This window comes from Oceanobacter sp. ABM4_470 (genome assembly GCF_056158645.1).
Window position 1 is genome coordinate 1,174,962 of record NZ_JBSWTR010000001.1, and the last position, 14,931, is coordinate 1,189,892.

Below are 14,931 nucleotides of genomic sequence, written 5' to 3' on the forward strand. Positions count from 1 at the left end.
CAACAGGATCGTAGGCTGGTGTGGGAGAGAGCTTGCTCTCGATACTATCGATGATCTCGTCGGGAATAAATTCCCTCCTACAAGCGCTCTGCATGGCGGGAGGCAGGGCCCAGCCTACATAGCTTTCGATTACCTCATCGGGAATAAATTCCCTCCTACACCTGCCTTGCATGGCGGGAGGCATGACTGCATCGCGGTTCAATAGCGATGCAGCCTGAGCTGTGATTACTCGAAGTTGGACCAGATAGGCGCGTGGTCGGATGGTTTTTCCAAACCCCGGATGTCGTAGCTGACGCCGGCGTCGGTACAACGCTCCAGCAATGGCTGGGTAACCAGAATATGGTCAATGCGCAGGCCGCGTTTTGGGTCGTCGTCGAAGCCTTTGGAGCGGTAGTCAAACCAGCTGTAGAAGTCGGTGCTGGTTGGGTAATGCTTGCGGTAGCTGTCGGACAGGCCCCAGTTCAGCAGGGTTTGGTACCACTCGCGCTCTTCTGGCAGGAAGGAACATTTGCCTTGCTTCAGCCAGCGCTTGCGGTTGGGTTCGCCAATGCCGATGTCAGTGTCCTCGGGAGAAATGTTCATGTCGCCAATCACCACCACGTTGTCGCTGGCACTGAAATTTTCGTTCAGGTAGCGCATCAGGTCGGCGTAGAACTTCTCTTTGGCTGGGAATTTGGTTTCGTGATCGCGGCTTTCACCTTGCGGGAAGTAGCCGTTCAGTACGTCGTAGGTGGTGCCGTTGATTTCGTAACGGGCGTGAATCAGGCGCTTCTGGGCGTCTTCGTCGTCCCAAGGCCAGCCTTTCTGAACAAAGACCGGTTTGGTCTTGCTGACCAGTGCGACACCGTAGTGGCTTTTCTGACCGAAGAATTCAACGTGCCAACCCAGTGATTCAACATCCGCCAGCGGAAATTGCTCATCGTGCACCTTGGTTTCCTGCAAACCCATGATGTCCGGGTCGATGTGTTCCTTGATGGCTTCAAGCTGGTGCTGACGGGCACGAATGCCGTTGATGTTAAAGCTGACGATGGTGGTCATGGAATTGTCCGAATGGCGTTCTGTTAAAAGCGTGCAGTTTACCATTCACAGGAAGCGCGGCCAGTAGTGGCTGCCAATGAGTGTGATAGACGCCCATTGGCAGCAGCCGTTTCGAGGCTCGGAGTTATTGCACTGAGTTGAACAGGGTTTCAGACATGCTGCGGTCGGCCGAGCCGGTGACGGTGTCGTATTGGCGTTTCCACAACCACCAGCCCGATGTGTAGCGTTGGGTCGACAGGTTAACGCTGACGCCGGTGTCGATGCTGGCCGTCACGTAGCTTAGTTCTACGCCGGTTTGGGTGCCAATGGTGCCACCGTGGTGGGTGCTGTCGCCCATCAGAATCGGGTAGTAGTTGTAACGCAACGACGCTGGTGCCGATACCGATCCGGATTCGCCATTGAGGTCGCGGTAATTTACACAGGAATCGTATTCCGCCTGAGTCGGCGCTCCACAAGCGGAGTGCAGTGACACCACGCCGTCATCGCTGCCGGGAATGTAGAGGTCGGTGGTGCCTAGGTATTCGGTGCCACCACCCACAAAGCGTAAATGCGGCACCGAACCCGGCGCGGTGGCCAGGTTGCGGGCGTTGGCGGGTCGCAAGTCGTGAACCACCCCGAGTTGTTGCCCGCTGGGGTCAAAGCCCAGCCACAGGGATAGCATGCCACGAATGGCGGAATTCACCAGGCCGTCGCCATCGATGGCGTCCACTGCGAGGTCGGCCAGCTCGGAGCCGCCACCGGCACCGGCAAAGTCAAACACGGCCAGTACATTCAGCGGAGGGTATCCTGCGGCCTCGGTCCAGATGTCCTGATTTTCCAGCATGTAGCGGGTCACCAGATCGCCGGTTGAGTGGGTGACAATAACGCAACCATCGTTGCAGAAGCCGGTGCTGGCCCACTCAATCACCTTGTTATAGGCGCGGTTGGCTACGCCGCCTTCAATGCGTTCTTTGGACGACCAGTCCAGACGGGCGTCGCTGTGCTGATTCCAGAAATCCTCCCAGTAGCTGTCGGCGTCGGTGACCACCCGGGCTTCTGAAACCTCATCGGACATAATCTGGTCCGGACTGAAGCCGTGCACCAGAATCAGGTTTTTGCCGCCCAGCTGGGCGCTGGCTGGACTGCTGCATAAGGCGGCTGTCAGGGCCATGGCCGACAGCGTTGCGGAGGTGTAGCGGCGTTGCCGTTTGGGGTTGTTGTTTACGTGGCAGTCTTGGTAGTTGGGCATGGAACATCCCTCTGCTTGTATGTGATTGATGGTTTGTGATTGTTATTGGCATCAATGGGCCGGAGTGCCCAGGGCTTGCAGAAATTCAAGACGTGCCTGGGCTTGTTCGTCCTGATAGGGCTCGGCATCGAACCGGGCTGGGTCGACGGTGGAAATCGGATAACGGTCTTGTTGGCTGTGGCCCCACTGAATTGGGTTACCGGGGCGACCGGGCACATTGCGCAACTGGAAGCTGCCAAGCCATAACGTTTGAGGTTGCTCCAGCTGTTGCAGCAACGAACCCCATACGCGCAATTTGATGGTGCCGCTGCTGCCACTGAGCGATTGCTTGCCTTGCAAATACGCCACGGGCTGTTGTTGCTGATCAAACAGCGCGGCGCCAAGTTTATAGTAACCTGGGCTGGCATCGCGGACGGTGACCGGGATGACCAATTCGTTGCCTTCCTGCCAGTGGCTGCCAACCCCGGTGATCATGGCGGACCAGGCAGTTACCTGAAACGGCGAGCTTTGGCTGACGGTTTGGCCGTCGTTCAGCGTGACCATGGTGGTGTAGTTCAGTTGTTGTGGCCATTCCGGGTCGGCGGCGATGTGAGTTTCCCATCGTGTGCCTGCCGATGTGCTGTCTGAGCCCGTTTGTGAGGCCGGTATCGCCCGTATCGCCTCTAGCTCTTCTACAGGCCGCAACCGGCTGTCTGTGATGGCGACCGATACGTTGCGAACCCGTCGAAGGGTGTCAGCGTCTCCACTGAGGCTCACTGCACCTTCGATGATTTCGCCGGGAGCATAGCGATAAGCCGACAGCACCATGCTGATGGTCAGGGGAAGTCCAGCAGGGGTGAGGTCGCGATGGTTGAGGGACTCGCCGTTGGGATTGAGTAAATCGGTTTGATGTTGATCCAGCGGCACCGACCAGGATGGGAACTGGCTGGTGACGGCATAGCCCTCGGCGACGTTCTGGAATGCGCTAGTCAGCGCAGGGTCCAGCTGAAGTGAGTTGGCTGTCTGGCCTGATGTTTGGTGTGGTGCCAGAGCTGATCTCTGGACTTTGCTGTCTGTTGCCGCAGAGGTTTGCAGTCTGGAATCGTCTGAGCTGGTGGTGGCGTTTTGCGGCACAGGCTCGTCGGTTAGTTTATGAGCGTGGCTGTTGGCGCCGTTATAAGTAGCCAGCCAGATCAGTGTGATTGACGACGTAAGTAAGGCAGCAGCCAGTATCCTGGGTGTTTTTATCATTATTATTATCTGCGCTTGGTGCCGCCGATGACTCTGTGGTTATTGAGCGGCGGCCAGTTGTGTTTGAAACCGTCTGATCAGAACTTTGGTTGCTGTTGAAGCGCTTGGCAATGCGGGTGATGAGTTGTGCTTCAGGGCTCGGCACTGGACAAAGTGGTGGTCGAAAATCGTTCTTTCGGGTGACCTTTATGTCGCTTTAGTCATGAGTGGTTTAAGTCAGCGGCTACTGCTTCCTGACGGGAAAAACACGGTGGCGGGGGAGCAACTTTTGAGTGGCCAGCTGGCGTTATTCAGGCGGGCTTGTCCGCTCAATGTAATGGTGTGTAATTGGCTGGTGGCGAGAGGATGGCGCAGATTGTGTTGCTGTAACGGCAAACTGCGCCACGTGTACCGGTACTTATAACCGCACTGGTAACGGCACGACTATCTGTACAGATAACCCCGAATACTTGGCAGGAAAGGCTCGTCTTGCAGGCGTTGGTCGCCACGGGCTTGTCGGGTTCGGCCTTCTGGTGGTTCCGGGCTGATCAGATTGTGCTCTGGTAGCGGCCCTCGGCCAGAAGCTGCTGGTACAAAGACGGGCATCGAAACGTTCATGGCTTTGCGCACGACGTTGTCGCCGCTGCCAAAGACGAGGTTGGCTCTGACCACCGGGGCCAGTGTTTGCATCTGTGCCAGTACGGTGGCTGGTGGCAGTTGCCCCAGTTTCTGCAATTGGATCTGGATGTGGGCCTTGTCTTCCCCCAGTTCCAGCAGTTTGTCTTCGGCCTGTTTCAGGGTCAGCTTTTTGATGCTGCGGCCGTTGACGTACCAGCTGAATCCCACTTTGCGCGGTGCTTGCTGTAACAGCGGAATGTGGCGAAAACACTGCTTCAGGTGAATGCGGCTGAGACCGACGTTTTGTAGTTTATCGCGTAGGGGCGCGGGCTGCTCGCACAGTTGTTCAAAAGCCTGCTTCCAATGCGGTGCGTCCTGCTTTTCGGCATTCACCGCCGCGCGGAAGTCGTCCTTGGTCTGGTTGATGGCTTCTATCAAGGCCACGCTGGTGGCATCAGCCAAAATCAGGCCATGACGGGAGCGGGTTTCCCGGCCATCCTGCTGGTCCTGATACCAGAGGTCGCTGATCAGGTCGGCGGCGAAGTCCAATCCCTGAACGTAGCTGGATTCCCGTTCCGAAAGCGGCACCCAATGGGTTGGTTGGGTGCTGTGCAAGTGCTGTTTCAGTTCCAGCAGTTGCGCTTGCAGCTGTTGGAACTGTTCAATCAGATCGGTGATCACGCGTCAGGCCTGGCCAGCTGTTTGGCGCGAATGAATTCGCTGTGAGGAATGTACAGCAGGTCGGCAATGCGGCGAATGATGTGCTCTTCGTACTTGTCGATGCCGTCGCTGGCGTAGGCAACGCGCCACAAACCCACCATCAGGTCGAATTTTTGCTGCACGCTGAAGTGGGCGTGCACGACTTCGGTGAACTTGAACAGGTCGACCGATTGGTCGCTGGCGCCTTCGGCCTGTGCCATCAGTTCCAGTACGTCGTCTTCGCTGAGGTCAAACAACTCATTGATGGAGGCCTTCAGCGCCTTGCGCTCGGCGTTATCAATGTAGTGGTCGGCTTTCATCACTTCGACCATCAAGGCCGCAGCAGACAGGTCGAGGGTGTATTTGTCGGCGGGCTTTTTGTCCGCTTCCTCGGTGAAGAAACTCATCAGTTGTTTCAACATGGCGGGAATACTCTTGTAACGATTACAACCTTGGCAGGCTGTCGGGAATTCAGATTCGCTGGTCTAATACCGGTGGGCTTGTTCGGCGGGATTGTACAGCGGGATTGTAGCCGTTCTATCAGCCGTTATGCCGTGTGTCAAAATCTTGGGTGCTTCAGGGCGTTTTCCAGAAAGCCTCCAATAGCTTTCTGGCCAACGCCGCAGAAGGGACTGGTTTGATAAAGACCGCGTTTGCTGCTAGGGACCCTCTGAATAACTCGGTGCCCGCTCTGGATGACAGGGCGAAGCTGAATCACGAAGCTGATTTGCAGGCCTGACGGGTCAAGTCAAAAATCAGCGACACAGAGTCAGCAATGCCCTGTCATCCCCGCAGGGCGCGGCCTGCAGACCGCCAGAACGGTGTTGGCGAACTTGGAAAGGGCCAGCCATTCCGCTGCATTCGCCGCCTTGTTCTGACAACCTGCAGGACTCGCGCAGAGCTGTGCAGAGTTATTCAGAGGGTCCCTAGTTAATAAAAGGAGTCGTTTCATCGATGGAAATTCAACTGTTGTTGTCATTTTTTGTTGCCTCGGTGCTGCTGGCGCTGGCACCAGGGCCGGATAATCTTTACGTGATTTCGGTGTCGGCGACCAAGGGCTGGCGTGCCGGTGTGATGACGACGCTGGGGTTGTGCTCGGGGCTGGTTGGCCATGGCTTGCTGGTGGCCTTGGGAGTGGCGTCTATTCTGCTGGCGTCACCAGCGGCGATGATGGTACTGAAGTGGTTAGGCGCAGGCTGGTTGGTCTGGATTGGTTTTAATGCACTGAAAGCCGCTGCACGGCCGGCAGCTGCCGATGCAGACGCAGATGAATCCGGTGATCTGGCTGGAGGTCAGGAAAAAATCAGCGGTGCCGGGCGTTTGTTTCGACGCGGCGTGGTGATGAACCTGTCCAATCCAAAGGTGTTTGTTTTCTTTCTGGCGTTTCTGCCGCAGTTTCTGGACCCGAATGCCACGGGCCTGTTGGCGTCGTCAGCACTGCAAATTGGTCTGCTTTCGCTGTTGTTTATGCTGGCGGCTTTGTTGGTGTTTTCGACACTGGCGGTGTTGTCGGACCGGGTAGGCGGCAAGTTGCTTGGCACGGTTAGGGCCAGACGTATTCTGGATGGACTTGCTGGTGTGGTGTTTATCGGTTTGGCGGTACGGTTGGCGACATCAAAGCTAGCTTGATGTTGATGCCCTCTGAGTAGTCCGCTGCCGCTGGGCTATTCAGAGGGATTCAGGTTTGGCTCAGGCGGTTTTGCTGCTGATGCCGTTTTCCAGCGCGTAACGCACCAGTCCGGCTGAGTTGCTGATGCCTAGCTTTTGTTTGATCTTCAGTCGGTGGGCTTCAACGGTGCGCACGGAAATGCTCAGCTCGCTGGCGATTTCCTTGTTGCAGAGACCATCGCTTAACAGTGCCAGTACGTCGGTTTCTCGTGGGCTCAACGCATGGCTGACGTTGTGACTGGCACTACGGCTGCTGCTGGTGTTGCCGAATTCGCTGAACAGGGTTTTGGCAACGCTGGAGCTGAAATAGGTACCGCCTTGATGAACGGTTTGTACGGCCAATAGCAGCTCTTCGGTTGGTACGTCTTTCAGTACATAGCCTGCGGCTCCGGCCTGAACCACTTTCAAAATGTATTCGCGGTTGTCGTGCATGGTGACAATCAAGAGGCGGGTGTCCGGAAACTGCTCGCGGAAGGCCTCGCAGGCTTCCAGACCGCCCATGACGGGCATGGAGATATCCAACAGCACCACGTCAGGTTTATGAATGGCGGTTTGTTCCAGTGCTTCTTTGCCGTTGCTGACGTCGGCAACAACCTCGATGTATTGCTCGATTTCCAGGCTGGCTTTGAGGCCTTCGCGCACCATTGGGTGATCGTCGGCGATCAGCAACCGGATGGTAGGTCGTTCAGAGGTGGTCATGGGAGTTCCTTGTTCTTATTGCTCTGCGGATTCATCAGCAGTTCAGCTTTGATCAGTGTACCTTTGCTGCTGTTGCTGCGGACACTGAACTTTCCTCCTAGGAGCTCGACCCGTTCACGCATGTTCATCAGGCCGATGCCGCTGTTATCTTCAGCGTTAACTGTAAATCCACGGCCATTATCACCCATTAGCAGTGTAAGTTTCTGTGTGCTACAGGTAACACTGAGTATCACCTGACTGGCTTCAGCGTGCTTGCGGATGTTGGTGATGGCTTCTTGCACGACGCGATAGATGGTCATCTCGATGGCGTCGGGCAGGCGCTCCTTGGGCAGCCGAATGCGGCGGCGAGTGCCAATGTCGGTTTGTTCTTCCAGCTCGTCCAGCAGGCCGTGCAATGCGGCTTCCAGCCCCAGATCATCCAGCAGCACCGGCCGCAGGTTGTGGGAAATACGGCGCACTTCCTGAATGGCGATGTTGAGTTGCTCTGCACCTTTGTCGAGGTGGTCCTGGGCCTTGTCATCGGGCCATTGGCGGTTGGCCAGATTGAGGCGCAGCTTGGCTGACACCAATAGCTGGTTAATACCGTCGTGCAATTCGCGGGCGAAGTTACGGCGCTGGATTACCTGAAAGGTCACAAAGCGGTTGGCCAGTTCCTGCAGCCGCTGGTCGGCCATCTGGGTGGTGTGCATGTTCACCAGCGTCACAATCAAGACCACGGTAGAAAGCGTGGCGATCAGCAGAATGGTGCTGGCCCAGAAGCTCTTGCGGACATTGCTGGCGACTTTTTCTTCCAGCAGGGCAATCTCTTCGGCGATGTCATCAACGTACAGGCCGGTGCCCATCATCCAGCCCAGTTCGGGAATTTCGATCACGTAGGAGAGTTTGTTGACGTCGGACCCGGCGGTTGGCTTGCGCCAGTGATAGCGATAATAACCGCCACCACTGTAGGCCAGTTCCAGCAGGTCGCGGATGACGAATTGGCCGTTTTCATCCTGCATGTCGAACAGATTCTGGTTTTCCAGCTCTGGCTGAGTGGGGTGAACCAGGTTAGTGCCATCAGGGCTGTAGGCAAAAAAGTAGCCGTCGCTGCCGTAGCGCATGCCTCGCAACTGGTGCTTGATGCGGTATTCGGCCAGCGAACGCTGCAAGCCGCTGTCCATTTGCTCCAGTACCGGCTGGATCGAGTTCATCGCCAGCTGCACGTGGTTTTTGAGAGCCTCGCGGCGGCTCGACATCAGGTTTTCCTGGAAAATGGCAACCTGTTGCTCGGCCAGTTCGCGGGCCTGACGTTGATACAACCAGCTGATGGTGAGGGATAACACCAGCATCGGCAGGATCGTTAGCAGCAGGATTTTGGCTTTCAGTGAGAGGTTGGGCATGGGCGTACTTCAGGCTCAGGCGTCATTATTGGTGTTATATCGCCATTTTCTGAAAACACAACCGGGCAGCCTGAGGGCCACCCGGTTGTACTTGTTGCGGTTTACTCAGGCTTGATCAGTCCACCAGTCCGTAGAACTCAGGGAAGAACATGATCGAAATCACCACACCGGCCTGCATCAGGATGAATGGCATCACCCCTCGGTAGATGTCGGTGGTTTGTACCGATGGCGGCGCAACCCCTTTCAGATAGAAGAGGGCAAAACCAAACGGTGGTGTCAGGAACGATGTCTGCAGGTTCATGGCGACCAGAATCGCAAACCATACCGGGGCAATACCCAGTGCTTCGGCAACCGGATACAGGATCGGCACAATGATGAAGCTGATTTCAACGAAGTCGATGAAGAAGCCCAGAATCAGAATCGCCAGCATCGACAGAATCAGGAAGCCGGTCGCGCCGCCAGGGAGGTTGCTTAGCACTTCTTCAACAATGTAGTCGCCACCGGTGTAGGTGAAGGCCATTGAGAAGGCGGTTGCGCCCAGCAGGATGGCAAATACCATGGCGGTGATTTTTACGGTTTCCTTGGAAGACTCGTAGAGCATTTTCCAGCTGAACTGGCGATACAGTACCGACAGGATCACAGCGCCGACGCCGCCCAGTGCGGACGATTCGGTTGGGGTAGCAATACCGGCAAAGATGGAACCCAGCACCACCAGAATCAGCGCCAGCGGCGGAATAATGGATTTCAGCGCCTTGATGTACATCTCGCGCTTGGTTTCATCGCTTTCCATCGGAATAGCGGGTGCTGCTTCTGGCTTGATGAAGGAGTAGGCCAGAATGTACACCACGTAAATGCCAATCAGGATCAGGCCCGGCATCACTGCGGCCTGGAACAGGTCGCCAACCGGAATGCCCATCACGTCACCCAGAATGATCAGGATGATGGACGGCGGAATGATTTGGCCCAGCGTACCAGAGGCACAAATGGTGCCGCAGGCGAGGCCCTTGTCGTAGTTGTACTTCAGCATTACCGGCAGGGAAATCAGGCCCATGGCCACCACAGACGCACCCACCACACCGGTAGAGGCTGCCAGCAGTGCTCCTACCAGAACGGTAGAGATCGCCAGACCACCACGGACGCCGCCAAACAGCTTGCCCATGGATTCCAGTAGTTGTTCTGCCAGACGGGTTTTCTGCAGGATAATACCCATGAATACAAACAATGGCACCGCCATCATGGTGACGTTTTCCATGATGCTTTGAATGCGGAATGGCATGAAGGCGAACATGTCCGGGCCTTCGGCAATCACACCAAAAATCAGCGCAACGCCGCCAAAAGTGAATGCCACCGGGAAGCCGAACAGCAGCATCAGCAGGGCGACAATGAACATAATAATACCGATCACAGCTGAGCCTCCTTGTTGTGGTGGTCGTGTTTCACACCGCGCATTTCGTTAATGGCAGCGAGGATCATGCCGAGGCCGGAAATTGCCGTGGCAAAGAAGGCCAGTGGAATCACTGACTTGATGATCCAGCGGGCAGGCAGGCCGCCTGGGTCGCCAGAGGTTTCGCCCAGTTCGAACGCTTCGTGGGCAAAGCCGATGCCGTAGTAGCCAACCAGCAGACAGAACGGCAGCAGGAAGACAAAACCACCGGCGATGTCGATACCGTTTTTCCAATTCATTGGCAGGCGTTCGTAAATCAGGTCGACGCGAACGTGGCCTTCTTCTTTCAGGGTATAGGGAATCGCCAGCATGAACATGGCGGCGTACAGGTGCCATTCCATTTCCTGGGCACCGATATAAACAACATTTAGCGCGTAGCGCAGGACAACGTCGATAAACACGTTGACCAGTAGCAGCAAGAACAGCACGGCGGATACAACACCGAGCATGTCGGAAAAGCGATTGATAAGCCGCTCCAGCCGAACCAGCATAATTTCTCCCTCCGGGTAGACGGGGATGGTGAACAGACCGGGTGAGGTCAGAATGAGGAGAACAACCCGCGGGTAGCGAGCTGTTCAGCAGGTACCCAGGCACCTGTGGTGCCGTAGGGTACCGGATATGAGCTTACTGAGCGATGGAGTTCAGGTAAGCCTTGTCGGAAATATCGGTCCAGCCACGAACCTTTTGCAGGTAATCGGCCTGGGATTTGAGGATTTCCGCCGCCAGCTCGTCACCTTTGGCTTTTTCAGCCAGCAGTTCGTCATTGGCTTTGCGCATGGCAGCCATAACGTCTTCCGGGAAGGTTTTGATCTGTACGTTCGGGTAGTCTTTTTCGATCACTGCCAGGTTTTCAGCCGACTCGTGGTAAGACTGGATGTACATGTCGTAGGCAGCAGTCTTCATGGCGACGCGCAGGATTTCCTGCAGGTCTGCTGGCAGTTTCTTCCAGGTGCGCTGGTTTACCAGGAATTGCAGTTCGGTCGCAGGCTCATGCCAGCCGGTGTAGTAGTACGGAGCAATCTTGTGGAAGCCCATGCGCAGGTCCAGAGATGGGCCTACCCATTCCAGTGCATCAATAGTGCGACGTTCCAGCGCAGTGTACAGCTCGCCCGGGGCAATGTTGGTTGGGCTTACGCCCAGCTTGGCCACCACTTCGCCAGCGAAGCCAGGGATACGCATTTTCAGGCCCTTCAGGTCGTCCAGAGAGTTGATCTCTTTCTGGAACCAACCACCCATCTGGTTGCCGGTGTTACCGCCAGGGAAGCTCATCAGACCGAACTTGCCGTAAACCTTGTCCATCAGCTCCATACCACCACCGTGGTAGAACCAGGAGTACTGTTCCGGAGCGGTCATGCCGAATGGCATGGTGGTGAAGTACAGGGTGTTAGGCACTTTGCCTTTCCAGTAGTAGGACGCTGAGTGGCCCAGGTCGTACTGGCCAGCACGTACCATATCGAACACGCCGAATGGGGATTTGTGCTTGTTGGCGGAATCGATGGTGATGATCAGACGGCCGTTGGACATCTTCTCGGCCATGGCGGCCATGTTGCGCGGTGCATCACCAAAAATCGGGAAATCGGTTTGCCAGGTTTCAGCCATCTTCAGACGGTAAACCTTGTCAGCAGCCTGGGCGCCAGCAGCGACGACCATGCCACAAATACCCGCCAGCAGGCCGGTTTTGAGCTTGGAGAGCTTGATCATTTTATTCTTATCCTTGGTTATTCAACACAATCGGCGTCGACGTTGTTCAACGCCAGCTTCTTAGTGAGCGGTGGCAATAGTGTGGTTTAACCATTGATCCGGCTATTCGCAGGACTGCGGTACGTATGCGTAGTGATACGTAGTTTTATTGGTCTTCTTGGTAAAAGTACCAAGTAGAAGTGCGTAGGTAGTTAGCGTGGTTGTTAGAAGTTCAGGCAGTTTGGCCAGCTTGACTCTTGTCTTTCAAAAGTTACTAAAGGCCAGTATTGACGGGGGATAGCATAAGGCAAAGATGTTCATTCGATGAGTGATGACTCACTCGAATTGGTGGCACGTCAGATGGATTATTTTGAGTAGGCTCGCTAGGGAAGTTGCGCATACTACTTTGGGCTAATACGTGGTTTTCAGGTAGCAAATGGCCTGAATTGTTGTATTTAGTGGGGCTGGCGCTGTGCTTTTGCAGGCACGCCAGCTTTCGGCAATGAATTGCCTCCTACATAGTTTGATTCACGGAGAGAGCAATTTTTTGTAGGAGCGATTTCAATCGCGAGCGAATTGCCTCCTACTCAGTTTGATTCTCGGAGAGAGCGATTTTTTTGTAGGAGCGATTTCAATCGCGAGCGAATTGCCTCCTACGCAGTTTGATTCACGGAGAGAGCAATTTTTTGTAGGAGCGATTTCAATCGCGAGCGAATTGCCAGTTGTCGTCGCTATTTTTTATTAGCTAGGCGGCGCAGCGGTGTGACTCGCTGCGCAGCCTAGGCTGAGGGAATACAGCCTCGAGTTTTATTCTCTGAATTACAGCAGTTTGGACTCGATGTCTTTAACGTCTTCCATCACCACGAAGGTGCTGGTTTGGGTAACGTAAGGGAGTGACGAGATCTTTTCACCCAGAACCGCACGATAGGACTCCATATCTGACGTGCGGATCTTTAACAGGTAATCGAACGTTGCGGCCGTCATGTGGCACTGCTCAATTTCCGGAATGGCTCTTACTGCATCATTAAAGGCGTTAAGGGCGCGGGTACGGGTGTCGCTCAGGGAAACCTGAACAAAGGCTACGTACTTGGTGCCCAGCTTCTTCTGATCTATCAGGGCCATGTAACCAAGAATGTAGCCTTGTTCTTCCAGGCGTTTCATTCGGATCTGGCAGGGCGTCTTTGACAGACCCACGCGGGATGCCAGTTCAGTTACAGTGATGCGGCCGTTTTTCTGAAGTTCACGAAGAATAGCCATGTCGAGTTTGTCGAGTTTGTCTTGGGAGTCCATTTGGCTTTATTTTCTTTATTTGGTGGTCACTTGTTGCTGGAATAGGGGTGAGCGCAACTCATTGTAATAACACTGTCGTAGTTCTTTCTTTCAAATTCCCGTTTTTTGGCAGGCCTTTTTCCTTCTTTAGGGTATTTCATAGGCGAATCCAATATTGATGATAATGCACCTAAATAGTTCGGAAGGCCTGAAATGTAACATTCATTGCACTCTTGTGATGCAAAAGTGAAAAAAACTTTGCGAACGGCTTTTTTGTGCGTTTTTTGGGTGGTTGGTAAAAATTTAGCGCCTTTTCACCATAAAAAAGAATGAATCAGGAAATTCGACCATTGGGTCTGCATTAGTCTGTTTCGCCCATGGGCACAAACCGATCAACTGTTCTCAGCTTTGGTTGGATGTCTCTTGAAAAACATGGGTATGCTTTAAAAGTGATACCCAAATCAATAATCAAAAAATGAAAGAGGACTATCCATGGTTACTTTGACGTTTGTACTGTACCTGGCAGTCATGCTGGGCATTGGTATCGTCGCTTATCGTCGCACGCAAGATCTCTCTGACTATGTACTGGGTGGCCGTAATCTTGGCCCCATTCCGAGCGCCTTGAGTGCCGGTGCATCTGACATGAGTGGTTGGTTGCTGTTGGGTCTGCCGGGTTACGCAATGAGCGCGGGTTACGGTGCGTTCTGGCTGGCTGGTGGCCTGCTGGTGGGCACCTGGGCTAACTGGTTGCTGGTTGCACAACGTCTGCGTGTTTACTCTCAGCGCGCTGATGATGCTCTGACTCTGCCTGCTTTCTTTGAAAAGCGTTTTGAAGACCACAGCCACGCTCTGCGCGTTGTGTCTGCATTCTTCGTGCTGGTGTTCTTCCTGTTCTACACCAGTTCCGGTCTGGTTGCTGGCGGTAAACTGTTTGAAACCGTATTCGGTTTGGACTACCAACTGGCCGTTGTTGTCGGCGCGGTTGCGGTTATCTCCTACACCATGTTCGGTGGCTTCCTGGCGGTGTCCTGGACTGACGTAGTACAAGGCCTGCTGATGGTTGGTGCTATGGTTCTGGTTCCTGTTCTGGCGCTGTCTGACCTGGGCGGTGTTGGCTCTGCGTTCGATCAAATTGCTGCCAAAAACCCCGAACTGCTGGATGCATTCACCAATGCTGACGGTACTTCCATTACCCTGATTGGCACGCTGTCCCTGATCGGTTGGGGCTTCGGTTACTTCGGTCAGCCACACATTCTGGCGCGTTTCAAAGGCATCAAGAGCAAGGATCACGTTCCTGCTGCACGTCGCATCGCGGTACTGTGGTCTGGTGTTTCCATGGCCGGTTCCATCGCCATTGGTCTGTTCGCCATTGCTTACCTGAAGTCTGATCTGGGCGACAACGAAACCGTATTCATGGTGATGGTTGACGCTATCTTCCACCCGGTTGTTGCAGGCGTTCTGCTGGCTGCGATTCTGGCTGCCATCATGTCCACTGCGGATTCCCAGCTGCTGGTATCTTCTTCTGCACTGGCTGAAGACTTCTACAAGGCACTGTTCAACAAGGAAGCCTCTGCTCAGCAGCTGGTTAATGTTGGTCGTTTCGCCGTTGTCGGTATCGCTGTGATTGCTACCATTCTGGCTCTGAACCCGGATTCCGGCGTTCTGGATCTGGTTTCCTACGCCTGGGCTGGCTTCGGTGCTGCTTTCGGTCCTGCTCTGATCCTGTCTCTGTACTGGAAGCGCATGACCAAGCAAGGTGCTCTGGCCGGTATCATTATCGGCGGTGTGACCGTCGTGGTTTGGAAGCAGTTGTCTGGTGGTTGGTTCGATCTGTACGAAATCATGCCTGGCATTCTGTTCGCTACCATCGCTATCGTTGGTGTATCTCTGGCGACCAGCGAACCTTCTGACTCCATCAAGAAGAAGTTCGACGAAGTGGATGCTGAAGTTAAGAGCTGATGCATCGGGTTTTAGCGGGTTGGCTTTTGCTGGCCTGACTA

13 protein-coding genes are annotated in these 14,931 nt (G+C 54.7%); 2 read left to right on the top strand and 11 right to left on the bottom strand.

Going from position 1 to position 14,931, the window contains the following annotated elements; translation table 11 throughout:
* Window positions 1-225: 225 nt before the first annotated feature.
* From xthA to ACXADJ_RS05150, 5 genes are all read right to left on the bottom strand, one after another.
* Window positions 226-1,038 carry an exodeoxyribonuclease III gene (gene xthA / locus ACXADJ_RS05130; RefSeq protein WP_028294088.1) on the bottom strand — a complete coding sequence of 271 codons (813 nt, stop codon included), beginning with the start codon at window positions 1,036-1,038 and terminating at the stop codon, window positions 226-228.
* Window positions 1,039-1,162: 124 nt separating this feature from the next.
* Complete coding sequence (locus ACXADJ_RS05135; RefSeq protein ID WP_475063807.1) at window positions 1,163-2,266, bottom strand: hypothetical protein; 1,104 nt, start codon at window positions 2,264-2,266, stop codon at window positions 1,163-1,165.
* A 51-nt stretch (window positions 2,267-2,317) separates the two neighbouring features.
* Window positions 2,318-3,496, bottom strand: coding sequence for a hypothetical protein (locus tag ACXADJ_RS05140; protein WP_475063810.1), 1,179 nt, complete (start codon window positions 3,494-3,496; stop codon window positions 2,318-2,320).
* A gap of 423 nt (window positions 3,497-3,919) precedes the next feature.
* Window positions 3,920-4,774: a DNA replication terminus site-binding protein gene (locus ACXADJ_RS05145; protein WP_475063812.1), complete on the bottom strand. Its 855-nt coding sequence runs from the start codon at window positions 4,772-4,774 to the stop codon at window positions 3,920-3,922.
* Window positions 4,771-5,214 (bottom strand): tellurite resistance TerB family protein, encoded by a 444-nt coding sequence (locus ACXADJ_RS05150; RefSeq protein WP_475063814.1) that lies wholly within the window; start codon window positions 5,212-5,214, stop codon window positions 4,771-4,773. The genes ACXADJ_RS05145 and ACXADJ_RS05150 overlap by 4 nt, the downstream gene beginning before the upstream one ends.
* 532 nt (window positions 5,215-5,746) lie before the next feature.
* On the opposite strand from ACXADJ_RS05150, the gene ACXADJ_RS05155 reads away from it, so the two are divergent.
* Window positions 5,747-6,421 (top strand): LysE family translocator, encoded by a 675-nt coding sequence (locus ACXADJ_RS05155; RefSeq protein ID WP_475063816.1) that lies wholly within the window; start codon window positions 5,747-5,749, stop codon window positions 6,419-6,421.
* A 60-nt stretch (window positions 6,422-6,481) separates the two neighbouring features.
* On the opposite strand, the gene ACXADJ_RS05160 is transcribed toward ACXADJ_RS05155, so the two are convergent.
* From ACXADJ_RS05160 to ACXADJ_RS05185, 6 genes are all read right to left on the bottom strand, one after another.
* Window positions 6,482-7,159, bottom strand: a complete 678-nt coding sequence (locus ACXADJ_RS05160; protein ID WP_475063818.1) for a response regulator transcription factor — start codon at window positions 7,157-7,159, stop codon at window positions 6,482-6,484.
* Window positions 7,156-8,538 carry a cache domain-containing protein gene (locus ACXADJ_RS05165; RefSeq protein WP_028294082.1) on the bottom strand — a complete coding sequence of 461 codons (1,383 nt, stop codon included), beginning with the start codon at window positions 8,536-8,538 and terminating at the stop codon, window positions 7,156-7,158. Before ACXADJ_RS05165 ends, ACXADJ_RS05160 begins: the two co-directional genes overlap by 4 nt.
* Window positions 8,539-8,653: 115 nt before the next feature.
* Window positions 8,654-9,943, bottom strand: a complete 1,290-nt coding sequence (locus ACXADJ_RS05170) for a TRAP transporter large permease (RefSeq protein WP_475063823.1) — start codon at window positions 9,941-9,943, stop codon at window positions 8,654-8,656.
* The gene (locus tag ACXADJ_RS05175; RefSeq protein WP_475063826.1) at window positions 9,940-10,473 is read right to left on the bottom strand and encodes a TRAP transporter small permease subunit; all 534 of its coding nucleotides are present in this window, start codon (window positions 10,471-10,473) and stop codon (window positions 9,940-9,942) included. The genes ACXADJ_RS05170 and ACXADJ_RS05175 overlap by 4 nt, the downstream gene beginning before the upstream one ends.
* A gap of 133 nt (window positions 10,474-10,606) precedes the next feature.
* Complete coding sequence (locus ACXADJ_RS05180; protein ID WP_245582685.1) at window positions 10,607-11,632, bottom strand: TRAP transporter substrate-binding protein; 1,026 nt, start codon at window positions 11,630-11,632, stop codon at window positions 10,607-10,609.
* An 849-nt stretch (window positions 11,633-12,481) separates the two neighbouring features.
* On the bottom strand, window positions 12,482-12,952 hold the full coding sequence (locus ACXADJ_RS05185; RefSeq protein WP_028294079.1) for an Lrp/AsnC family transcriptional regulator: 471 nt from the start codon (window positions 12,950-12,952) through the stop codon (window positions 12,482-12,484).
* A 471-nt stretch (window positions 12,953-13,423) separates the two neighbouring features.
* Between ACXADJ_RS05185 and putP the strand changes: the two genes are divergently transcribed.
* Window positions 13,424-14,890: a sodium/proline symporter PutP gene (putP, locus tag ACXADJ_RS05190; RefSeq protein WP_475063831.1), complete on the top strand. Its 1,467-nt coding sequence runs from the start codon at window positions 13,424-13,426 to the stop codon at window positions 14,888-14,890.
* Window positions 14,891-14,931: the final 41 nt, after the last annotated feature.